The organism is Ensifer sp. LC384, from assembly GCF_001695865.1.
GTDB lineage: Bacteria > Pseudomonadota > Alphaproteobacteria > Rhizobiales > Rhizobiaceae > Ensifer.
This window is the reverse complement of the sequence record NZ_MBST01000003.1, coordinates 163437-183629: the sequence shown is the minus strand read 5'-3', so window position 1 is coordinate 183629 and position 20193 is coordinate 163437. Positions and strand designations below refer to the sequence as shown.

20 protein-coding genes and 2 pseudogenes are annotated in these 20193 nt (G+C 63.3%); 15 read left to right on the top strand and 7 right to left on the bottom strand.

Features of this window, described 5'->3' with window-relative positions:
• The first annotated feature begins 73 nt into the window (after nt 1–73).
• The 3 genes and pseudogenes from BC363_RS05045 to BC363_RS05035 all read left to right on the top strand — a co-directional run bounded on the left by BC363_RS05045 (nt 74) and on the right by BC363_RS05035 (nt 3833).
• Entirely contained in the window at nt 74–1030 is a 957-nt protein-coding gene (locus tag BC363_RS05045; protein ID WP_244519803.1) for an enoyl-CoA hydratase/isomerase family protein, read from the top strand.
• Between the two features lie 366 nt (nt 1031–1396).
• Nucleotides 1397–1588: pseudogene (locus tag BC363_RS05040) on the top strand (glyoxalase); the annotation flags it as partial.
• A gap of 133 nt (nt 1589–1721) precedes the next feature.
• Nucleotides 1722–3833: a methyl-accepting chemotaxis protein gene (locus BC363_RS05035; protein WP_244519802.1), complete on the top strand. Its 2112-nt coding sequence runs from the start codon at nt 1722–1724 to the stop codon at nt 3831–3833.
• A gap of 119 nt (nt 3834–3952) precedes the next feature.
• Here the strand turns inward: BC363_RS05035 and BC363_RS05030 are convergent, their stop codons facing one another.
• Entirely contained in the window at nt 3953–4381 is a 429-nt protein-coding gene (locus BC363_RS05030; protein ID WP_065785859.1) for a helix-turn-helix domain-containing protein, read from the bottom strand.
• An 85-nt stretch (nt 4382–4466) separates the two neighbouring features.
• Here BC363_RS05030 and BC363_RS05025 point away from each other — a divergent pair, with 85 nt between their 5' ends.
• From BC363_RS05025 to BC363_RS35040, 5 genes are all read left to right on the top strand, one after another.
• Nucleotides 4467–4880 carry a mercuric transporter MerT family protein gene (locus tag BC363_RS05025; RefSeq protein WP_065785809.1) on the top strand — a complete coding sequence of 138 codons (414 nt, stop codon included), beginning with the start codon at nt 4467–4469 and terminating at the stop codon, nt 4878–4880.
• Between the two features lie 21 nt (nt 4881–4901).
• On the top strand, nt 4902–5195 hold the full coding sequence (gene merP / locus BC363_RS05020) for a mercury resistance system periplasmic binding protein MerP (protein ID WP_065785808.1): 294 nt from the start codon (nt 4902–4904) through the stop codon (nt 5193–5195).
• A 1-nt stretch (nt 5196) separates the two neighbouring features.
• A complete protein-coding gene (locus tag BC363_RS05015) occupies nt 5197–5361 on the top strand; it encodes a hypothetical protein (RefSeq protein ID WP_244512950.1) in 165 nt (54 codons plus the stop codon).
• A 68-nt stretch (nt 5362–5429) separates the two neighbouring features.
• Entirely contained in the window at nt 5430–7706 is a 2277-nt protein-coding gene (gene merBA / locus BC363_RS05010; RefSeq protein ID WP_065785807.1) for a bifunctional organomercurial lyase/mercury(II) reductase MerBA, read from the top strand.
• A 10-nt stretch (nt 7707–7716) separates the two neighbouring features.
• On the top strand, nt 7717–7881 hold the full coding sequence (locus BC363_RS35040; RefSeq protein WP_161952436.1) for a hypothetical protein: 165 nt from the start codon (nt 7717–7719) through the stop codon (nt 7879–7881).
• 108 nt (nt 7882–7989) lie between these two features.
• Here the strand turns inward: BC363_RS35040 and BC363_RS05005 are convergent, their stop codons facing one another.
• The 4 genes from BC363_RS05005 to BC363_RS04990 all read right to left on the bottom strand — a co-directional run bounded on the left by BC363_RS05005 (nt 7990) and on the right by BC363_RS04990 (nt 10687).
• A complete protein-coding gene (locus tag BC363_RS05005; RefSeq protein ID WP_244519807.1) occupies nt 7990–8427 on the bottom strand; it encodes a DoxX family protein in 438 nt (145 codons plus the stop codon).
• 82 nt (nt 8428–8509) lie between these two features.
• Nucleotides 8510–9304, bottom strand: coding sequence for a DNA-binding domain-containing protein (locus BC363_RS05000; protein WP_065785806.1), 795 nt, complete (start codon nt 9302–9304; stop codon nt 8510–8512).
• Nucleotides 9297–10223: a DUF692 domain-containing protein gene (locus tag BC363_RS04995; protein WP_083223654.1), complete on the bottom strand. Its 927-nt coding sequence runs from the start codon at nt 10221–10223 to the stop codon at nt 9297–9299. Before BC363_RS04995 ends, BC363_RS05000 begins: the two co-directional genes overlap by 8 nt.
• A 140-nt stretch (nt 10224–10363) precedes the next feature.
• Nucleotides 10364–10687: a DUF2282 domain-containing protein gene (locus BC363_RS04990; RefSeq protein ID WP_065785805.1), complete on the bottom strand. Its 324-nt coding sequence runs from the start codon at nt 10685–10687 to the stop codon at nt 10364–10366.
• A gap of 445 nt (nt 10688–11132) precedes the next feature.
• Between BC363_RS04990 and BC363_RS04985 the strand changes: the two genes are divergently transcribed.
• The 7 genes and pseudogenes from BC363_RS04985 (at nt 11133) to BC363_RS04955 (ending at nt 18312) form a co-directional block, all read left to right on the top strand.
• Nucleotides 11133–12479 carry an extracellular solute-binding protein gene (locus tag BC363_RS04985; protein WP_065785804.1) on the top strand — a complete coding sequence of 449 codons (1347 nt, stop codon included), beginning with the start codon at nt 11133–11135 and terminating at the stop codon, nt 12477–12479.
• Between the two features lie 70 nt (nt 12480–12549).
• On the top strand, nt 12550–13851 hold the full coding sequence (locus tag BC363_RS04980; RefSeq protein ID WP_065785803.1) for a sugar ABC transporter permease: 1302 nt from the start codon (nt 12550–12552) through the stop codon (nt 13849–13851).
• Between the two features lie 2 nt (nt 13852–13853).
• Nucleotides 13854–14696 (top strand): carbohydrate ABC transporter permease, encoded by an 843-nt coding sequence (locus tag BC363_RS04975; protein WP_065785802.1) that lies wholly within the window; start codon nt 13854–13856, stop codon nt 14694–14696.
• The gene (locus BC363_RS04970) at nt 14696–15748 is read left to right on the top strand and encodes an ABC transporter ATP-binding protein (protein WP_065785801.1); all 1053 of its coding nucleotides are present in this window, start codon (nt 14696–14698) and stop codon (nt 15746–15748) included. Before BC363_RS04975 ends, BC363_RS04970 begins: the two co-directional genes overlap by 1 nt.
• A gap of 2 nt (nt 15749–15750) precedes the next feature.
• A pseudogene (locus BC363_RS35325) lies at nt 15751–16485 on the top strand (glycerophosphodiester phosphodiesterase); the annotation flags it as partial.
• Nucleotides 16477–17490 carry a LacI family DNA-binding transcriptional regulator gene (locus BC363_RS34150; protein WP_065785856.1) on the top strand — a complete coding sequence of 338 codons (1014 nt, stop codon included), beginning with the start codon at nt 16477–16479 and terminating at the stop codon, nt 17488–17490. The pseudogene BC363_RS35325 and the gene BC363_RS34150, both read left to right, overlap by 9 nt.
• On the top strand, nt 17491–18312 hold the full coding sequence (locus tag BC363_RS04955) for an inositol monophosphatase family protein (RefSeq protein WP_065785800.1): 822 nt from the start codon (nt 17491–17493) through the stop codon (nt 18310–18312). It begins immediately after the preceding gene.
• A 3-nt stretch (nt 18313–18315) separates the two neighbouring features.
• Here the strand turns inward: BC363_RS04955 and BC363_RS04950 are convergent, their stop codons facing one another.
• Together BC363_RS04950 and BC363_RS04945 are read right to left on the bottom strand one after the other, a co-directional pair.
• Nucleotides 18316–19185, bottom strand: a complete 870-nt coding sequence (locus BC363_RS04950) for a glycerophosphodiester phosphodiesterase family protein (RefSeq protein ID WP_141690224.1) — start codon at nt 19183–19185, stop codon at nt 18316–18318.
• A gap of 112 nt (nt 19186–19297) precedes the next feature.
• Complete coding sequence (locus BC363_RS04945) at nt 19298–20170, bottom strand: LysR family transcriptional regulator (RefSeq protein WP_244519806.1); 873 nt, start codon at nt 20168–20170, stop codon at nt 19298–19300.
• Between the last annotated feature and the right edge of the window lie 23 nt (nt 20171–20193).

The following is a 20193-nucleotide window of genomic DNA, read 5'->3' as shown; positions in this document are numbered from 1 at the left end:
AATATGGCTGCAGACCCAACCGCGTGTACGCCAACAGATCCAGACCCGCACGCTCAACGAAGGAGACGCGACGATGAAAACCTTCAGCTTCCGGAAACGAGCCGTTCTGCTCGCCACCTCGGTGATGCTCTACTCGTCCACGCCAGTTTTCGTGCCACCCGCGACGGCAACGGACCGCGTCAAAGCACAAGTGGCGGCGGTCGAGGAAACGGCGAAGATCCAGCTAACCCGTAAGAGCGCCGCCTACTGGCAAGTCACCTTTAACAACCCGCCGCTCAACATCATCGGGCCTACCGAAGTGCGCGAGTTGGTGAAAATTCTCGAGCAGGCCGAAGCGGACCCGAACGTCAAGGTCATCGTCTTCGACAGTGCGGTACCGGGCTATTTCATCGCGCATTACGACCTGCTGAAACCGCTCGAAGCGTCCACCGGGATGGAGCCGGGGCCGACGGGCATGCATCCGGTGCCCGACCTGATGGTCCGCCTCAGCCGTCTCAAGGCGGTGACGATCGTATCCATTCGTGGTCGAGCCAGTGGCATCGGCAGCGAACTCGCTCTCGCGGCAGACATGCGTTTCGCCAGCCGTGAGAATGCCGTGCTGTCGCAATTCGAAGTCGGCGCGGGGTTCGTCCCGGGTGGCGGCCCGATGGCCTACCTGCCTCGCCTGGTCGGTCGGGGCCGCGCACTCGAGATCCTGATTGGCGCCGATGACTTCAACGGCGAACTGGCCGAGCGTTACGGCTATGTCAACCGCGCCCTGCCAGACGTCGAACTCGATGGTTTCGTCGACGCCCTGGCAAGGCGCATTGCGTCGTTCGAGCAGCACGCAATTGTCGAGACGAAGAAACTGGTCGATCTCGCCAGCATGCCTCCCGAAGATGAAATGCAGCCAGGATGGGATGCATTCATCACCTCTGTTCAGCGTCCTGCTGCACAAGCGCGGGTCAAGGCCCTTGTTGAACAGGGGCTTCAGCAGCCCGGCGACGTCGAGAAAAGTCTCGGCGCATACACGGCCAAGTACCGGGACTAGAGACCCGACCGACAACCATGAACCGGCGCCGCCGTCCTGCAATTGCATTTTATCGCGGACCCGCAAGTTGTTCGCGCAATGAGTTAACGCGTCCATTCGGTAGTGGTCGATAAAAAGGCTGCCTTGCGAGAAACCCCTTAGTGAATTGCCCGGTGATGGTGCCAGTTTCGCGCTGCACCCCCAGTACAAAGGTATCGACGATACCTTTGTACAATGGATTTGCCGCCGCTGACAGTCGATCTGTACTGCATTCGATCAGCCCGAAAAATAGAGGAGGATGTTCATGTCGGTAATCGCACTTTCCCCGACACGGCGGGACCTGCTTGAGGGGCGCAGACACGCAATGACTTAGGAAGGACGACTGTCATGGGCCAACCCAACACCACACTTGAAGCAAACGTCGAACCCACCGCAGCGGCGGTCGATCTGAAGCTCGAAGTTGTCGGCATTCCGGTTTCGGAAGTCGATCGCGCCAAGCGCTTCTACGGCGGCCTGGGCTGGAGGCTCGATGCAGACTTTGCTGTCGGGGACGCGTTCCGAGTGGTTCAGTTCACGCCGTAGGGCATCAAGGCGGTCGTTCCGCCGTGGACCGCGCTGTCACAAAACCTTCATGCAATCTTCATCTTCGATTGGACTTTGATTAACCCAGGGTAGCTAAACGGCAAGGATCACGTGAAGCCGGAGTATGGCAGTGTCATTCGTATCCAAACCTAAGATCGCTCACCGTGTTTTTCTGCTCGCATGCGTGGCTCTCGCTGGGCTTCTGACGATTTCGGGCATACTCCTCGCCCAACGAACGATCGAGGCGGGCTACCGCGCCACGGCTGAGCGACTGTCGCAGCGCGAAACCGAGATCGCCCGAACGATGGGCCATTTCCGCGATACGCTTCTTTGGGAGCAGGACTTCCTGCTGCACCGGCAAGCCACCTCGGTGGAAAAATTCGACCGAGCGCTTTCCGACGCGACCACCATTGTCGAGGCGCTGAAGGCAACGGCGCCTTCGCAGGACGCCGTCGACCTGGACGCGCTGCAGTCCGGCCTGAGGAAGTACGCCACGGCATTCTCACACCTGGTCACCAAGAACAAGGACCTCGGATTGGACGCATCGAGTGGACTGGAGGGCGCCATGCGTGAGGCCGTCCATTCGATCGAGCAGCAGTTGGAGGCGACAGCCGACTTGGAACTGAGGGCCAGCATGCTGATGCTGCGCCGCCATGAGAAAGACTTTATCCTTCGCCGTCAGTCTCAATACATTGAAACGCACTCCGCCGAGATCGAGACTTTCTCAAAGCTGACCAAGAAGGCGTTTCGTCCGGGTGCGCAGCGCATGCGCATTTCGGAGGCGCTCAAGGTTTACGCCGATGCGTTCAGACTCTATGCCAGCGGCACGCTCGAGGAAGCGGCAGCGCGCGCGGCCGTGACGTCGGCCTATGGCGAAGTCGAGCCGATCGTCACGCGCATCCTGGATCGATACTCGGAGGAAAAGGCCGCCACTCTGTCGGAGAATGCCGCCGTCGCTGAGCGAAATATTACGCTCGCAATCGGCCTCATCGTCCTTGCACTCGTCATCATCCTGTCGAGCGTGTGGTTGATTGGCCGATCGATAAGCCGCCCCGTATTGGTCCTTGCCGCATCCATGCGCTATCTGGCCAAGGGCGATACGATGCGGACTGTTCCAGGTCTCGGGCGGCGAGACGAATTGGGCGAGATGGCAATGGCATTGGAAGTTTTCCGCCAGTCGGCCATTGAAAGAACCAAGCTCGAGCATGAGGCAGAGCGGCTGCGTGCCCAAGCCGAAACAGAACGGGTGCGGATGCAGGAAGAAGCGGATGCCCGCGCGCAGGAGCGGCTGGCACAGGCAACAGCCGACCTGGCCGACGCTCTCAGACGGCTGGCCGCCGGCGATCTTTCGTTCCAGCTCACAAATCCGTTCGCTCCCGATTTTGAGCCATTGCGCCACGATCTGAACGCGACGCTTGCACAACTGTGCGATGTCATGGCGCGGATTGCACACGCAAGCCGATCGATCGACAAGCGGAGTTCCGACATCAGCAGCAGCGCGAACGAGCTCGCGCTCCGCACCGAAGGCCAAGCCGCGTCGCTCGAGGAAACCGCAGCCGCGCTCGATCAGATCGCGGCCAATGCCGCCATCGCATCAACAAGGCTTCAAGAAGCCCATGCGGCTTCACAGCAAACAAACCAGCGCGCTTGCGAAAGCACGGACCTCGTCGACCAGGCCATCGACGCGATGCAGCGCATCGAAGAGTCCTCCGCTCGCATATCGAGCATCATCGGCGTCATCGACGAGATCGCATTCCAGACCAATCTGCTTGCCCTGAACGCGGGCGTTGAGGCCGCCCGCGCCGGCTCCGCGGGCAAAGGCTTTGCCGTTGTCGCCCACGAGGTACGGGAACTCGCGCAGCGATCGGCACGGGCCGCCAAAGAGATCAAGGAACTCATCCTGAGTTCCGCGTGCGAGATCGAGAAAGGCACGGCGACGGTGCGCAAAACCGGCGAAGCGCTCAACGATATCAGCAGGCAGGTCAATGCCGTCGGTCGGCATGTGGAGGCAGTGGCCCTTTCCTCCAGCGAGCAGTCAGCCGGCCTGTCCCAGATCAATTCCGCGGTCAATCAGATGGACCAGTCGACACAGCAGAACACGGCGATGGTGGAGCAAAGTACCGTCGCAAGCACCGCTCTCGCAACTGAAGCCGCACGGCTTCGCCAACTATTGTCGGTTTTCCAGCTTGGGCAGGCGACGACCGACGAGAGGAGCGATATCAACATACGCACTGCCGCCTGATAACAGCAACCCGGACGTAGCGACTTGCTTCCCGACTAAAGGTGGCCGAGTGCTCGTCGAGCTCGCTCCCCATCAGAAACGCCACAGATCCTGTAGGTCTTGCGAAGAACCTGTCGGCGTTAATTGGCCCGCCGCTCCCGGAACAGCGTCTCGATCAGCGGACATTCCGGGAGTGCGCCGTCGCCGCACTGGGCAACGACGTCTTTGAGCACCCGCTCCATGCGCCTGAGGTCGGCGATCTTCGCCTGCACGTCGGCAAGGTGGACGGCGGCGACGTCTCGTGCCTCGACACACGGCCGGTCACGCTCGTCAACGAGACGGAGGAGCTCGCGGATTTCATCAAGGGAGAAGCCAAGCTCGCGCGCCCGCAAGACGAAGCGGAGCCGCCGCTCATGCGTCGTGTCGTAGCTGCGATAGCCCGCCATTGTGCGCGGTGGTTCGGGCAGAAGACCAACCTTCTCATAATAACGCACTGTCTCCAGATTGCAGCCCGTCCGCTGAGCGAGCTCGGCCCGCTGCAGACCCTTCACCATGGTGCGATCGCGCATCGCAAAAAACCTCTTGACCATGTAGTCACTACAGACTGCATGCTACGATGCAATGAGGATTTCGGCAAGGAAAGAGAGCGCGGATATGGTTGCATGGCGATCAGCAACGGCAGAGACGGTGCCGGTCGCGGTGGCCGGGCGGAGCGAGATCCGCCGGCAGCGACTGGTCGCTGTCGGCGGCGTTCTCGGCGCGCTCGCGGCTTCCTCCTGCTGCATCATTCCCCTCATCCTGTTCAGCCTTGGCATCGGCGGCGCCTGGATCGGCAACCTGACGGCTCTGGCGCCTTACAAGCCGCTCTTTGTCACCGGAACGGCGGCCGTCCTCGGGTATGGCTTCTACCTCGTCTACCGGAAGCCACGGCGAGCCTGCGTCGACGGCGCTGTCTGCGCCCGCCCAATCCCCAACCGCGTCGTTCAGATCGGGCTCTGGCTCGCGACGGTGCTTGTCGCGGCCGCCTTTGCCTTCGATTACGTCGCGCCGCTGTTGCTCGCGGCCTGAGACCAGGAGGAGATCCAACCCATGAAGAAGAGCTTGAGCGTCATCGCCCTGATCGTCCCGATGCTGACGGCATCCGCCGCGTTCGCCGCCGAGCGGACCGTCACCTTTGCTGTCGACAACATGACCTGCGCCGCGTGCCCCTACATCGTGAAGACCTCGATGGCGGCAGTCCGGGGCGTTTCGAAGGTGGCCGTCTCGTTCGAAGCCAAGACAGCGACCGTGACCTTTGACGATGCGAAGACCAACGCTGATGCTGTCGCTGCCGCCAGCATGAATGCGGGCTATCCGGCGCATCCGACACGGCAAGGCAGTTGAGATGGGCCTGATCCGCGCGGGAGCGGCCGGCGCCATCCTCGCGATCTGCTGCGCAACGCCGCTGCTTGTGGTGTTCCTCCCGCTGGCGAGCCTTGGCGTTTGGTTCGCCCGTCCGGACCTGATGGCGGCTTCACTGCTGGCGGCCAGTATCGGCCTCGTAATGTGAGGTCTCTCTCGCCGCCGCGCCAAAGCCACCTGCTGCGAGACCGATATTCATAAGAAAGGCGAGAAGCCATGAACGATTGCTGTGCATCCTCCACATCCCCGACGCCACCGAGTTTTTCCGTGCGCCCGGGCGTGACGTTTCCGGACTGGTCGGTGGTCACATCGCCTGTGGTGAAGGACGGGCTTCTTGCAATGGTCGGGTCCGGTCATGTGCTCAATCGCTGGAGCGGCTATTCGCCGTCTGCCGATCGTGTCCGCACCGCACTGCTGCGGCTCTATAGCGAACACGGCCGAGCCCCGACGCTCGCCGTCCTGGCAGGACAAGCAGGGCTGTCCGAAGCCGATGTTCGGCCGCTCCTGAACGATCTGCGGCGGCGTGACCTCGCGGTCCTCGACGGCGAGCGGATCATCGGCGCCTATCCGTTCACTGACGGGGACACCGGCCATCAGGTTAGACTGAATGCTCGCACCGTCAACGCCATGTGTGCCGTCGATGCGCTCGGCATCGGCGCCATGCTGGATCGCGACGCCGCGATAACCTCCCGCTGCCGCCGCTGCGCTGCGCCCATCCGGATCATGACACGAGAGCAAGGCCGAGCCCTTGCAGACATAGCGCCACGCACGGCTGTTGTCTGGCTCAGCGTGTGCTACGAAGACGGGTGCGCCGCGAACTCGCTCCGCGCGACGACGGCCTTCTTCTGTTCGGATGAGCATCTCTCGGCTTGGCGCCGCGAGCGTCGCGCCGACGAGCCGGGGTTTCGGCTGTCGATCGAGGAAGCCCTCGAAGCCGGCCGGGCGATCTTCGGATCGAGCCTAGCCGGTCTGGATGCCGCTTCCGGCGAGGGGGACGGAACGAAGGAGGCGCGCAGCGCGGCGCCGCTGTCGATCCAGACCGTATCGAAGGACACGCCGGTCGTAGCTCGGCGCTCGGCCATCAATGGCCGGAACGGTGTTTCCTATGATCTCGCGGTGATCGGCGCCGGGTCGGCTGGCTTTTCGGCCGCCATCACGGCCGCCGAACAGGGTGCGCAAGTGGCCCTCATTGGCAGCGGCACCATCGGCGGCACCTGCGTCAACATCGGCTGCGTGCCGTCGAAGACCCTGATCCGCGCCGCCGAGACGCTTCACAATGCCCGGGTCGCGGCGCGTTTTGCCGGTATCGCGGCGGACGCCGAAGTGAGAGATTGGCGAGCGACGGTTCGCCAGAAGGACACACTCGTTTCCGAACTGCGCCAGGCCAAGTACATTGACCTGTTGCCGGCCTATAACGGCGTCGCTTACCACGACGGGCCGGCGCGGCTCATCGAAGGCGGGGTCGAGGTCAACGGCACGCAGCTTCCCGCCGGCAAGATCATCATCGCGACCGGCGCGCGGCCGGCGGTGCCCGCAATTCCCGGCATCGAGACCGTCCCTTACCTGACCAGCACGACGGCACTCGACCTCCAGGAACTTCCGACATCGCTGCTTGTGATCGGCGGCGGCTACATCGGGGCGGAGCTTGCGCAGATGTTCGCCCGCGCCGGCGTCAAGGTGACGCTCGTCTGCCGCTCGCGTCTCCTGCCCGAAGCCGAGCCCGAGATCGGCGCGGCGCTGACGGGGTATTTTAAGGACGAGGGCACTACCGTGGTGTCCGGTATCGCCTATCGTTCGATCCGAAGGACCGAAGGCGGTGTTTCGCTCACCGTTGAGCGCGACGGCGAGGAGATGGCGATCGATGCGGGCGAGGTGCTGCTGACCACTGGGCGTACCCCCAACATCGACGGTCTCGGTCTCTCCGAACACGGGGTCGCTATCTCGCCGTCGGGTGCCGTTGTCGTCGATGACCGCATGCGCACGACAAGATCCGGCGTCTATGCCGCCGGCGACGTCACCGGTCGCGACCAATTCGTCTACATGGCCGCCTACGGCGCCAGGCTTGCGGCAAAGAACGCCCTCAACGGCGACAGCCTGCACTACGACAACAGCGCCATGCCGGCCATCGTGTTCACCGACCCGCAGGTGGCGAGCGTCGGCCTGACCGAGGCCGCCGCACGTGCGGCCGGGCACGCCGTCCGCGTTTCAACGATCGGCCTCGACCAGGTGCCGCGCGCGCTCGCCGCCCGCGACACGCGTGGGCTCATCAAGCTTGTCGCCGATGCTGGCACTGGCCGGTTGCTCGGGGCGCACATCCTGGCGCCGGAAGGTGCCGACAGCATCCAGACGGCGGCGCTTGCCATCCGCCAAGGCCTCAGCGTCGACGACCTCGCCAATACGATCTTTCCGTATCTCACCACCGTGGAAGGCCTCAAGCTTGCCGCGCTCGCTTTCGACAAGGATGTGGCGAAGCTTTCTTGCTGCGCCGGATGAGTACAGACCGGTGTCAGCGGCGTTTTCGGCCCGTGATCGCTATGATGACGGCGGCGCGGCTCTGGCGCCGCCGTTCCTGAAGCTGATCCAGCGCGCGAACTTGATGATGCTGGGCGAGCAGGTTTTCGACGGCACGTTTGTGGCTTTTACTTCCCGATTTCGATTGATGCCGTAAGCTGAAGACTGACAGCGTGATTTTGACGTTACCGTTTCACCCCGGGCAGGGCAGGGGCATTCTCAAAGCCCTGATGCCTTGGTGAGATTGACGCGGAACCGATCGCGCTCAATTCATGCCCGCAAGGCGGGCTCTTGCGCACAGCCAGTGGTCGAGCGAAAGCGTGCCTGGCCCCGAGGCCATGATCGCGAGCGCCATCGCCGCCCAGGTGATGTGAATGGGCCAGCCGTCGGGGACCGTTAGCTGGATGACCAGCGTCATGGCGAGGAGGCCGAGCGCGGCAAAGCGCGTGGTGAGCCCAAGGACGAGCAGAACGGGAAGCATCGTCTCAGCCGACGCGGCCGCAAACGCCACCAGGGCCGGTGCGGGGTAGGCGTAGGGACCGCCCGGCAGGTGTAGCTGAAACTCGGAGCTGAAGAGCAGGACGGCGACGTCGTTCAACTGCAGGAAGCCGTCCCACTTGCTCATGCCGGAGCGATAGAACGGTGTGGCAAGGCCGAAGCGCAGGACGAGTTGCGCGAGCCAGAGGGGCGCGACCGTCTTGATTGCCCGGCTGGCGCGGCCGGTCCAGAGGAAGAGGCCGGACTGCCAGTGTTCGATGAGAAATTTTCGTGCCGAAGCCAAAGTCCTATCCTCCTTGATGAATGGCCGTAAACGCCCCGGCCTCGAGCATGACGGCGATGCCAGCCGCTAGGTCGAATGTTGGGCACTGCGTGGCCGCGCTCTCCGCTGCTTCCGCGAGTGGTCTGCCGCGGAGAAGTGCGTCGAGCAGGATGTCTGTACCGGTCGACAACCTGCGGACGATGACGTCCAGTTCCGGGCGGGTGACAAGTGCGCTTTCCGGCGCCGCGTTATCGACGCGGCCGACCGGCCCCTCGGCCCGGTTCGCGGCAAAGATCGTCACTGCGGGGTATACGGAGCGGACGAGGCGGGTCGCCGGATGCGGCTTGAAGACGATCCCTCCCAGCCGCTCCGCAGGAATGGCGGCGATCGCGTCGGCGGCGAGCACCTTCGCGTCGGCGGCGTGGTAGGCATCGAGCCACGCCCGCTCGATCCGGGCGACATCTGCCAACCAGGGCATCGACCGAGCATATTCGTAGCGCGCGATGAAATCGGGGAAGTCGCGGCCATATTCGAAGAGAAGCGGCGAGGTCGGCGGGCTCTCGCGCACATGGAAGCGGGCCATGGCGCGGAAGAACACTTCTCCGGTGACCCGTTGAACCGCCGGAAACGTCGCCGCCAGCGCCTCGATCAGGCTGACCGTCACGTTGTTGCGGTAGACGTTGAAGCGTTTATCCGCCCGCTTGTTGTTCGGTCCAGCGACAAACGCGGGCGTCGCGCACGCGGGATCGAGGAGCGGCGCCGCGAAGCGGGCGGCATAGTCGCCAGCTTCCGGGGGAGCACGGGAAGGAGTGTCAGCCATGAGTTATCACTCTCTCGTCGAGGGTTGCGGCCGCCTCGCGGTCGAGAATGGCCTGGGCGGCTTCAGCCTCGGCCTTCAGGATCGGCCAGTCGGGTATCGCGCTGTCCCATTCGATCAAGGTCGGGATCGGTCCGGCTCGGCGAATGACGCGCTGATAGAGCGTCCAGACCGCATCGGCCACCGGGCCGTCATGGCTGTCGATCAGCAGCCGCTCGCCCTCGTCGTCCTCCTGTTCCTTGTGCCCGGCGAGATGGATCTCGCCAACATGCTCGAGCGGGAAGTCGGCCAGATACTCAAGGGCGGAATAGCCGTGGTTGATCGCCGAGACGAAGACGTTGTTGACGTCGAGCAGCAGCCCGCAACCGGTGCGTTTCGCCAGCGTCCGGATGAAGCTCGTCTCGCTCATCGTAGATTCCGTGAACACGACGTAGGTCGACGGATTTTCAAGGAGCAATGGCCGGCCGATCGTTTCCTGCACCTCGTCGATGTGGTCGCTGACGCGCGCCAGGGTCGCCGCGGTATAGGGGAGCGGCAGGAGGTCGTTGTAGTAGGTGGTCCGATGCGTGGACCAGGCGAGATGCTCTGAAACGAGCGCCGGCTCGTAGCGTTCCACGAGACCGCGAAACCGCTCAAGGTGGGCCTTGTCCAAGCGCTCAGGCCCGCCGATCGACATGCACACGCCGTGGAGCGAGACCGGGTAGTCCTGGCGCAGGCGGGTAAGCGCTGCATGCGGAGGGCCGCCGGCGCCCATGTAGTTTTCCGCGTGAACCTCGAAAAAGCCGCGCGGCTCCCCGTCCTCGAGGATCGCGAGCAGGTGCTGGGGCTTGAAGCTGGTGCCCGCCAATCCGCCGATATCATAGGCGGGAAAATGGGCGGTCGCGGGAGCAAGCTCAGGCGCCGCCCTTGTCGAGATGGTCATCATTGTCTCCCCTTCATGCAGATGTCGTCCGATCACAGTAGCCGACGAAGGTGCGCCTGAAGGCGTGGCGCTGCCGGCCGTTGAGCCTTCAGGCGGGACGAGAGTGACGAGGCCGTCGCTCCCGCCCCCGCTCAAGATGCTTAGGACGGCAGGTCGCGCGTCAACTCTTCCGGCGAACCCTTGCGGTCGCCCGGCAGCTCCATCGTCGCGCAGGTGCCGCCATCGACGAATTTCCAGGCATTGCCCTGATAGTCGACCGTGGAGGTTGCCTGGCAGGTCGTGCCCGGGCCCGCCTTGCAATCGTTCTGGCCCTTGAGTGCCACGCCGAAGCACTTCTCCTTGCCGGCATCCATGGCCGCCTTGACTTGCGCTTCGGTCAGGGGTGCGGCGAGTGCCAGCGACGACAAGGCGGTCGCTACCGCACCGGCAAGCATGGCCGCGCTGATCTTGGATTTCGTAGACATGGTGTTTCTCCGTTCTGGATTGTCCCGTGCGTTTTTCTCAAGCGCACGAAGGGTTATTCGCAACGGAGGGAGGGTGCGTTACATGACGCGGCATACACGCTTTCGTGATCGCGTCGGCGGAGACGATCCGCTTCCCGTTCAAGTTCGTGGTGACGGTCGCGTTGGCCGTGGTTGCATTTACTGCCCTGCGGGTGGCGGCCCGTCCCGAGGCCGAACTTTTCGCGCTGCCACCGGAAGCCTGGAGGGCGAGCCTTGTCGGGACGAACAGCATGGTCTCACACCCTCAGGGGCCGCTTTTAAATTTTGTACACGCGTACATTTTGTCATCTGCCTGTTATCGGGCGCCTCTACACCGACCCACGTTGAGCACCTGCTCAACGCTTCCGCGGTCGCGCACGGCGGATCGCAGGATGCGGGAAGCCAGTTCCAATCTCCGGGGTTAGCCATGACCATTGTTTCGATATTGAGATCCGCGACGCTCGCAGCCGCCCTGCTTGCCTCGACGGCAGTTATCGCATCCGCAAAGGACGTCACCATTTCGGTCTGGTCGGGCGGTTCCGGCCCGAACGACAACTACCGCGTCGATGCAATCGAGATCGCCGCCGATCTGCTTGAACGCGAAGCGGCGATCCGAGGCGAGGAACTCAACATCACCGTCCAGAAGACGCCCTATTCGGGATGGGAAGAGTTCAAGCAGGCGTTGACGCTTGCGGCCGAAGCGAAGAAGGCGCCGAACATCGTTGCCACCGGTCATGAGGACATTGGCCCCTGGGCCCAGGCTGGCCTCATCGTACCCGTCGAAAACTATATCGACCTCGACGGCTGGCCGATCAGCGACATCTATCCGAACCTTATGAGCGTCGCCTCCTTCAACGGTACGGTCTACGGCATCCCACAGGACGCCGAATCCCGCCCGTTCTTCTTCTGGAGGCCGCATATGAAGGCGATCGGTTACACCGATGCCGACCTCGATGCGTTGCCGGCGAAGGTCGAAAAGGGCGAATACACGCTGAAGAACGTGCTCGAAGACGCCAAGAAGATGCAGGACAAGGGTCTCGTCCAGCCCGGCTACGGCTTTTATCCACGCACGAACAACGGTCCGGATTACTGGCAATTCTACACCAGCTTCGGCGGTCTCATGGAGGACGATGGCGAGCTCGTCTTCGACAAGGCGGCCATGAAGCGTGCCTACCAGTATTTTGCCGATCTCGTCGCAGCCGGCGTCACCAAGAAGAACCACATCGGCACGCCGGGCGACCAGTGGTGGAAGGAAGTCGCGACCGGCAAGGCGGGCATCTGGCACGGCGGCACCTGGCACTATGCGCGCCTTGTCAACCAGGAAGGCCTCAAGGACTTCTTCGACAACGTTCAGTTCACCTTGATCCCGGCCGGCGAGGGCGGCAAGGCCAACACGCTCACTCATCCGCTGACTTATCTGCTGATGGCCGGCCACGATGAGGCGACGACGCAAATCGCCGCCGATCTCGTCAAGATCGCCTCCGAGCCGCGCATCAACGCGCTGCATGCAATCAAGTCCGCGCATCTCGGTATCTCGCAGGCCGAAACCAAGGTCGACCTCTACGCTTCCGACCGCTGGGCGAGCGAAGCGACGGAGCGTCTTCTGCCGCACGCGAACGCCATGCCCAACAATGCCGAGTTCGGTAAGTATTGGACGATCATGTGGAAGAACCTCGAAGCGTCCTGGACAGGCGCGAAGACGGTCGACGCGGCGGTCAGCGACGCGGAGACCGAGCTGAAGGCGACGCTCGGCGACGCGATCGTCATCCGCTGATCCCAGGCGAACATCGCTCTCCGGCGAGCGGCGCTGGCTCCGCCGCTTGCCTTACCTTCGAGGCCCCGCCATGAGAACGTCACGAACGCTGGGACTGATCATGATCGCACCGGCGGCGATCATGATCCTCCTGTTCTTCCTGATGCCGGTCGTCCTGACCGCCGTCTTCTCGTTGACCAATATGAGCACGGCGACCGGCATTTCCGGTGGCGCCTACCAGGTGACGCAGGCTGCCGTGAACCGGCTGACGACCGATATGCCCGAGCTGGCCGCGGCGATTTCCGAACCGCGCTTCGTGATCGATGGGGAAGGGGTAGCGGCGCTCGAGGCGCTCCAGTTGAAACCCCACTCCGCCGCCGAACTGCGCTCAGAGCATCTGGGTGAGGTCTTTGCCTCGCGGCGCGAGGCGGAGCGGGTCATCAAGGCGCTCAAGGAGCGGCCCTCCACCCGCGAGGTCAAGCGGATCTCCGACCTCTTCAACCGTTCGGTTCTCAACACCCGCTTCGAGACGCGCGAGGCGCTCCTGGAAAGCCTCCGCAAGCTCGGTTTCGACCTTACGTCCGAGGAGCAGGACGCGGTCGCCACGGCGACCTATACCGGCTGGGTGTGGACTGCCGACAATTTCCGGATCATCGGCAATTCGCCGGATATGGCGCAGGTCTTTCTCAACACTGCCTTCTATGTCGCGGTGACGCTGCTCCTCTTCAATGTCGGTTACGCGCTGTTCCTTGCCGTCACCACCCACTACATGACGGCCTCGACCGCCTCGATCTTCCGCGCTGTCTGGCTGCTGCCGCGCATCACGCCGGTCGTCATCTACGTCCTGATGTGGAAGTGGCTCACCTGGGACAATGGTTTCCTTTCCCTGTTCATGGGCCAGTTCGGCTATCCCGCGAAGAACTATCTCCTGGACAATGCCCGAGACGCCTGGTTCTTCGTGATCCTACTCAACGGCTTCATCGGCGCGTCCATGGGCATGCTGGTCTTCTCCTCGGCGATCAAGGCGATCCCTGAGACGCAGTTCCACGCGAGCGAGATGGATGGCGCCAGCCGCTGGCAGCAGATCCGCTACATCATCCTGCCGCAGCTTAGATGGCCGATCCTGTTCGTCACCTGCTACCAGACGCTCTCGCTGCTCGCCTCCTTCAACGAGATCCTGCTTTCGACCCGCGGCGGGCCGGGGCGGGCGACAGAAGTGTGGTCGCTCGCCGCCTATCACACCGCCCTACAGAACTATACCGGCAACCTCGAATACGGGCTCGGCGCCGCCATGGCACTGGTGCTGGTGGTGATCGGGGTGATCCTGTCGCTGATCTATCTGCGCGTCTTCCGCTACGACACGCTGATCTCCAAGCCGTTGATCGAGGACTGACCATGATCGGGAAGACGAGAGTTTCCGCGAATTTCTCGAGCGTCCCGGTCGTGCTGCTGCTCGGGCTCCTGAGCCTGCCGCTGGTGCTGATGTATGCCTATCTCTTCATCGACACGATCAGCAATTCCGACGCCGGCTCGTTGATTCCAAGCGAGTTCACGCTCCAGCATTGGAGCTTCCTCTGGGAGACGAAACCCGGCAAGCCGAACATCTGGCTGGTGACGCTCAACACCTTCGTCTTCACTTCCGTTATCACCGCGGTGATCCTTCTCGTCTCCTCGATGGCCGGCTATGTGCTTTCGCGCCTCAATGTCCCCGCGCGCGGCTTCTTTCTCGCCGGCGTCATGGTGTTGCACGCCTTTCCGTCCGTGACGCTGATCATCGCGATCTTCATCGTGCTCCAGTATCTCGGCCTCTACAATTCGCTGCTCGGGGTCATCCTGGTGAAGGCGGCAATCGACCTGCCGCTCGGCATCTGGCTGATGAAGGGCTTCTACGACACAGTGCCGTGGGAGATCGAGATGGCCGGCATCGTCGATGGCGCCTCCCGCTTCACCGTCTGGCGCCGGCTCGTCCTGCCGCAGATCCGGCCGGCCGTTATGGCGCTCGGCCTCTTTTCCTTCCTCTCCGGCTGGAGCGAATTCATCCTACCGCAGGTGCTGGCGCCCCGCGCTCAGGTCCAGGTGCTCTCCGTCTATCTGGCGAGCCTGATCGCCGACGACAACAATTTCGATTTCGCCACCTTCAAGGCCGTAGGCGTCTTCTACGTCATTCCGGTCCTGATCCTCTACGTCTTCTTCCAGAAGCATCTCATGAACATCTACGGCGGAGGCACGAAAGGCTGATGCGTATCCTGCTCGACAAGTTTTCGAAGAGCTTCGGCACCACCAAGGTCATCGAGGGCATGGACCTCGAAGTGGGTTCCGGCGAAATGCTGGCGCTGCTCGGCCCCTCCGGCTGCGGTAAATCCACGACGCTTTTTGCCATTTGTGGCATCCACCGGCCGACATCGGGCCGCATCCTGTTCGGCGACAAGGACGTCACCGGCCTGCCGAGCCAGGAGCGCAATGTCGGCGTCGTCTTTCAATCCTATGCGCTCTATCCGCATATGACGGTGGCGGAGAATATCGGCTTCCCGCTCACGGTCCGGCGCCTGGCTGCCGCCGACATCAGGAAAGAGGTGGCGGAGATCGCAGCGCTTGTTCATATCGACAATCTGCTCGACCGGCGCCCATCGCAGCTTTCTGGCGGCCAGCAGCAGCGCGTCGCCCTTGCCCGCGCGCTCATCCGCCGCCCGGACGTCCTCTTACTCGATGAACCGCTCGCCAACCTCGACGCCAAGCTCAGGCTCGAAATGCGCTCGGAGATCCGACGCCTGCAGAAGGAGACCGGCATCACCGCGATTCTTGTCACGCACGACCAGGTCGAGGCGATGTCCATGTGCGACCGTATCGCAATCATGAAGGCCGGTGAGATCGTACAGATCGCCACGCCGTCCGGGATGTACAACGATCCTCGCTCGGCCTTCGTCGCCGGCTTCCTGGGCAATCCGCCGATCTCCTTCCTGAAAGGCAGGGCGGAACAGGGCGCCTTCGTATTCGCAAACGGCATCCGGTTGTCGCTTGCCATCCTCGGCGGAATTCCGGACGGCACCGTGCTTACACTCGGCGTGCGGCCGGAGCACTTCGGGACATCAGGAGATATTGCGGTGGAGGGCAAGATTGCCTTCGCGGAGACGCAGGGCCGCGAGAACCTCTATGATGTCATTTTGCCGGACGGTTCGGTGCTGCGCTCCATCCAGTCGGTGCGCAACGACGTGGCAGTCGGCGATGCAGTTCGCTGGAGCCTCGACAGCAAGGCGGCCCTCGTCTTTGCCGAAGACGGCCGGAGACTTTGAGCATGCGGGACTTTTCAGCCTTCTTCGGCCGCTTCGGCTGGCCGACAAACAGGGGCAGGCTGCCGTTGTGTATCGGCCATCGCGGCGCAAGCGGGCACGAGCGGGAAAACACCCTCGTCGCCTTCCGCCGGGCTGCGGAACTCGGCGCCGAGATGTGGGAACTCGATACCCAGATGACGATCGACGACGTCGTGGTCGTTGCGCATGACGACCATTTGGAGTGCGTTTTCGGCAAGGACCTGCACATCTCCCACATGACGTTTGCGGAGCTGCGCGCCGCCGTTCCGGATGTGCCGAGCTTCGAGGAGGTCTCAGCGCTCGGCCGCGAGACGGGCTGCGGGCTCTACGTCGAGCTGAAGCGGCCGGGCACCGGGCCGCTCTGCTGGCAGCACCTGAAGGCGATGAACCAGTCTTTCGCCTGCCTCGGTTCGTTCGATGTGGCGCAAGTGCGGGAATTGCGCAACATCGGCTGCGACTACCCGCTCTCTGTGCTGGTCCGGATCGGCGCCGATCCGCATGCGCTCGGCGAGGCGTCCGGCGCCGATATCCTCCATCTCTGCTGGGAACGGGCGAGCGACACGCCGCAGGACCTCGTCACTGCGGAATTGATCGGGAAGGCCTTCGGCGACGGCAAGGAACTGGTGCTCTGGCACGAGGAGCGGCCAGAGGTGCTCAAGGATCTGATGGCGCTGCCGGTGCTCGGCATCTGCACCGACCTGCCGGACCTGATGCGCCCGAGGGAGACGAGCGGTGGCGCTCGCGAGCTGCGCCGGGTGACCTCCTTCGACGTGGCGCGTGCGGCGGGTGTTTCCCGTGCCGCCGTCTCGCGCGCCTTCACACCCGATGCCAGCGTCTCGAAGAAGACCAGGGAGAAGGTCTACCAGGCGGCCAAGGAACTTGGCTACCGGGTGAACTATCTCGCGCGAAGCCTGACGAACAAACGTTCCGATCTCGTGGGCCTCGTAGCGGCGGGTCTCGACAATCCGTTCCGCACCCGCCAGCTCGACCACCTCGCCCGTGCATTGATTGCCCGTAACTACCGGCCGATCCTGCTACCGACATCCAAGGAGGTGGATACTTCCACCGTGATCGGGCAGCTGCTGCACTACGCCGTTTCCGGCGTCATCGTCACCTCCGACGCGCCGCCCTCACATATCTGCGAGGAATGCGCCGCCGAAGGCGTCCCGATCGTACTCGTCAACAAGGGCGAGGATTTTGCCTTCGTCGATCGCGTCGTCTCCGACGATCGAATGTCGGGCTACACCGCCGCCGAGCACCTCTTGGCAGCCGGTGCGAAAAGGCTGGGCGTCATCGCCGGCACCGCCGTTTCCTATACCGCCCGCCGCCGGGCCGAAGCGTTCCGGAGCCGCTGCTCCATGCTGGGTGCCGAGACGCAGCTGATCCCCGTTGCGCTCAACGACTACCAGCACGGCCGTGACGTGGCGCCGCAACTGCTCGACCTCGGCATCGACGGCGTCTTTTCCGTAAACGACTACATGACCTGCGGCGTTCTCGATGGACTTGTTAGCGCCGGCAATGGCGATGGTTCGGTCAAGGTCATCGGTCATGACGACATCCCGCAAGCAAGCTGGTCGGCCTACGAACTCACCACCTTCCTGCAGCCAGCCGATCTGCAGGCGGAGCAGGTAGTCGACCTGCTCATCAGCCGCATGGCCGAGCCCGATGCGGTTGCACGCGTGGAGTTCACGCCGGTGACCTTGATCAAGAGAAGAAGTGCTTAAATGTCAGCTCCGTTCGACATCTCCTCCTTGCGGGCCCGCGCCGAGGCCGCGATCCGTGTCGCCCGCCGTGTCGGCAGGGAGGCGGCTGCTTTCAGGGCGGAGGCCCCGCCCGAGATGCTGGCTGTCGAGAACAAGGGCTTGCAGGATTTCGTCACCGCTGCCGACAGGCGCGCCGAACAGGCAATCCGTACGACGCTCGCCGGTGAGTTCCCCGATGACGCGGTCATCGGCGAGGAGGGCGGTGGTCACGCCCGCGACAGCGGCACCTGGGTGGTCGATCCGATCGACGGCACCACGAATTTCATCCGCGGTTTCCGCCACTGGGGTGTGTCGATGGCTTTCATCGCCGGCGGAGAGCTCCTGATCGGGGTGATTTACGACGCCACACAAGACAAGGTGTTCCACGCGATCCGCGGGGAGGGCAGTTTCAAGGAAGGTCAGCCGATTGCGGCCGCGAAGACCAGCGATCCGGCCCAGGCGATCGCCATGCTGGGGCATTCCCGCCGCACGGATTTCGAGGACTATCTGGCCGTCTCGCGCAGGCTCTACGAGCGCGGCATCGACTACCGCCGCATGGGCGCTGCCGCGATCGGACTGGTCCGTGTGGCCGAGGGTATCGCGGACCTTTACTACGAGCGGCATCTGGCCGCGTGGGATATGCTGGCAGGGGCCCTGATCGCAAGGGAGGCGGGAGCAATCGTCGCCATGCCGCCGCTTGAGCAGCTTCTCGAGCGCGGCGGGCCGGTCGTCGTCTGCGCGCCGCTGATTGCCGATGAGTTCGCGTTCCTGGGGGAGATGGAACGTCTTCCCACCGGCGGTTAGGTTTCAGCCAGCCTCCACCCGCCGAAGCCAGGCACGTTCGATGGCAGGAGCGACATCCGTGGTGATCTGGTCGGGCCTTCGCGCCATCAGGGACGAGAATTCCTGCCATTCTTCTTCGGCGAAGCCAGCGTCGGGCTTATCGAGATTGTAGGTCCAGGCGTCGACGCGTGTTCCCTTGTCGTGGCAGAGACCAATCAGGTCCAGACCATTCCGCGCCGCCTGCAGCACCAACCCCCAGGCAAGATAGATGGTATCGGGCTCGGTCGGGCCGTCGAGGTCGGCAATCAATTCCCGTTCCACCGCTGCCAGGCCGGCGTAGCTATGGATCTCGATCAGCCTGTCGGTTGGGTCGATGCCGCGCTTGAGATCCGGAAGTCGTCGTTTGATGGCGAGGATGAGATCCAGGTCCGCGCCGCTGACGATGATCTGCCGGCCAACGTCGCGGAAGTGGAGGCTAAGATGCTCGACGCCGCGTTCGCCGACAGTCGCGAAGTCGTCCTTCATGTCGAATTGCAGAAGTGCATCCGGGTGTGCCTCTGTCAGCATCGTGGCCAGATCCTCGCTGAGCGTGATGGCATGCCCGCCTGTCTTCATTCTCAGGGGACGAAGATCCGCTGCTGCCATGCGATGGACGGGCCCCGAACCGGTCGTTTCGCCGTCCAGCACATCGTCGTGAAGAACGGCGAACCCGCCGTCCGCCCGCACCCGCAGGTCGATTTCCATCGATGCTCCCAGCCGAAAACCCTCTGTCATCACCGCGGGCGAGAACAGCGGGTCGCCGCGATGCCTGCGCAGGCGGTGCCACTTGAGCCGGGTTATGTGCCCCAGGTGGGTCAAGCTGAGGCCGGAGAATACATTCATGAGGCACCGGATGGAATGGATGGAACATAGGGGACGCCGAGGCTCGTCGACTTGCACCTCGTTCGGCTTGCCTCCCCTAAAGCGGAAGGATGTCAGGGATATAACAAACGAACGGCGGGGGATGTCATGTCTGTTGCGCGACCTCCCGAACCACGCCCCGAAGCCACTGGTGGCCGGGATCTGCGTCATGACGCGCGTGCCAAGCCTGAACGACCCGAAAGGGAGGAATATCGATCGGGGGCGGAAAGAACCGAAGCGGCAGCCGACTGGCGCAGGTCCCGAAAAGGCGGCGGGGTTCGGTGGCCAGGAGATCCGAGGAATCAACCAGCAACGGCGCCATCAGGAAGTGGCCGACGGTGACGGCGACGCTTCTCTTTAGCCCGCGTTCTGCGAGGACGGCATCGACATAACCGTGCGGATTGCCACTCGTCGACACCTGGAGATGCCGAAGGGACAGGTAGCCGTCGAGGTCGAGGGGAGTTGCAAGGGCAGGGTGATCGCCCCGGCCAGCACAGACAAAATCCTCTTCGTAAAGCAATTCCTCGCGCATGTGCGAAGGTGGTCCGGGAAAGTTGCCGGCGATGAGTTCGACGGATCCCTCATCCAGCATCGGCAGGCCGACACCGTGACTGGTGTTGCGGATCACAAGCGATATGTTCGGCGCTTCGCGTTCTATCCGCGCGGTCAGCCGCGGCAGGAGCACGAAGGCGGCATAATCGGACAGGCCAAGGACGAATTGTCGTCTGCTCTCTTCTGGCTCGAACGCCCGACCACCGCGAAGCACGCCTTCAACCTGCTCGAGGATCGACCGGATGGCCGGCGCGGCGTCCAGTGCAGCCGGCGTCGGCACCATGCCGCGCGGAGAGCGGACGAAGAGCGGATCTCCGAACAGGGCGCGCAACCGATTGAGCGCGTGACTGACTGCCGGCTGAGTGAGTCCAACCCGCCCGGCGGCGCGGGTGGCATGCCCTTCGGCCACCAGAGCGTCGAAGATCACCAAAAGGTTGAGGTCGATGGTCG

Coding starts and splice junctions, on each gene's coding strand:
- BC363_RS05045 (WP_244519803.1), top strand. CDS start 74: ATGAAAACCTTCAGCTTCCGGAAACGAGCCGTTCTGCTCGCCACCTCG.
- BC363_RS05030 (WP_065785859.1), bottom strand. CDS start 4,381: ATGCGCGATCGCACCATGGTGAAGGGTCTGCAGCGGGCCGAGCTCGCT.
- BC363_RS05025 (WP_065785809.1), top strand. CDS start 4,467: ATGGTTGCATGGCGATCAGCAACGGCAGAGACGGTGCCGGTCGCGGTG.
- merP (WP_065785808.1), top strand. CDS start 4,902: ATGAAGAAGAGCTTGAGCGTCATCGCCCTGATCGTCCCGATGCTGACG.
- BC363_RS05015 (WP_244512950.1), top strand. CDS start 5,197: ATGGGCCTGATCCGCGCGGGAGCGGCCGGCGCCATCCTCGCGATCTGC.
- merBA (WP_065785807.1), top strand. CDS start 5,430: ATGAACGATTGCTGTGCATCCTCCACATCCCCGACGCCACCGAGTTTT.
- BC363_RS05000 (WP_065785806.1), bottom strand. CDS start 9,304: ATGGCTGACACTCCTTCCCGTGCTCCCCCGGAAGCTGGCGACTATGCC.
- BC363_RS04995 (WP_083223654.1), bottom strand. CDS start 10,223: ATGACCATCTCGACAAGGGCGGCGCCTGAGCTTGCTCCCGCGACCGCC.
- BC363_RS04990 (WP_065785805.1), bottom strand. CDS start 10,687: ATGTCTACGAAATCCAAGATCAGCGCGGCCATGCTTGCCGGTGCGGTA.
- BC363_RS04985 (WP_065785804.1), top strand. CDS start 11,133: ATGACCATTGTTTCGATATTGAGATCCGCGACGCTCGCAGCCGCCCTG.
- BC363_RS04980 (WP_065785803.1), top strand. CDS start 12,550: ATGAGAACGTCACGAACGCTGGGACTGATCATGATCGCACCGGCGGCG.
- BC363_RS04975 (WP_065785802.1), top strand. CDS start 13,854: ATGATCGGGAAGACGAGAGTTTCCGCGAATTTCTCGAGCGTCCCGGTC.
- BC363_RS04970 (WP_065785801.1), top strand. CDS start 14,696: ATGCGTATCCTGCTCGACAAGTTTTCGAAGAGCTTCGGCACCACCAAG.
- BC363_RS34150 (WP_065785856.1), top strand. CDS start 16,477: ATGCGCCCGAGGGAGACGAGCGGTGGCGCTCGCGAGCTGCGCCGGGTG.
- BC363_RS04955 (WP_065785800.1), top strand. CDS start 17,491: ATGTCAGCTCCGTTCGACATCTCCTCCTTGCGGGCCCGCGCCGAGGCC.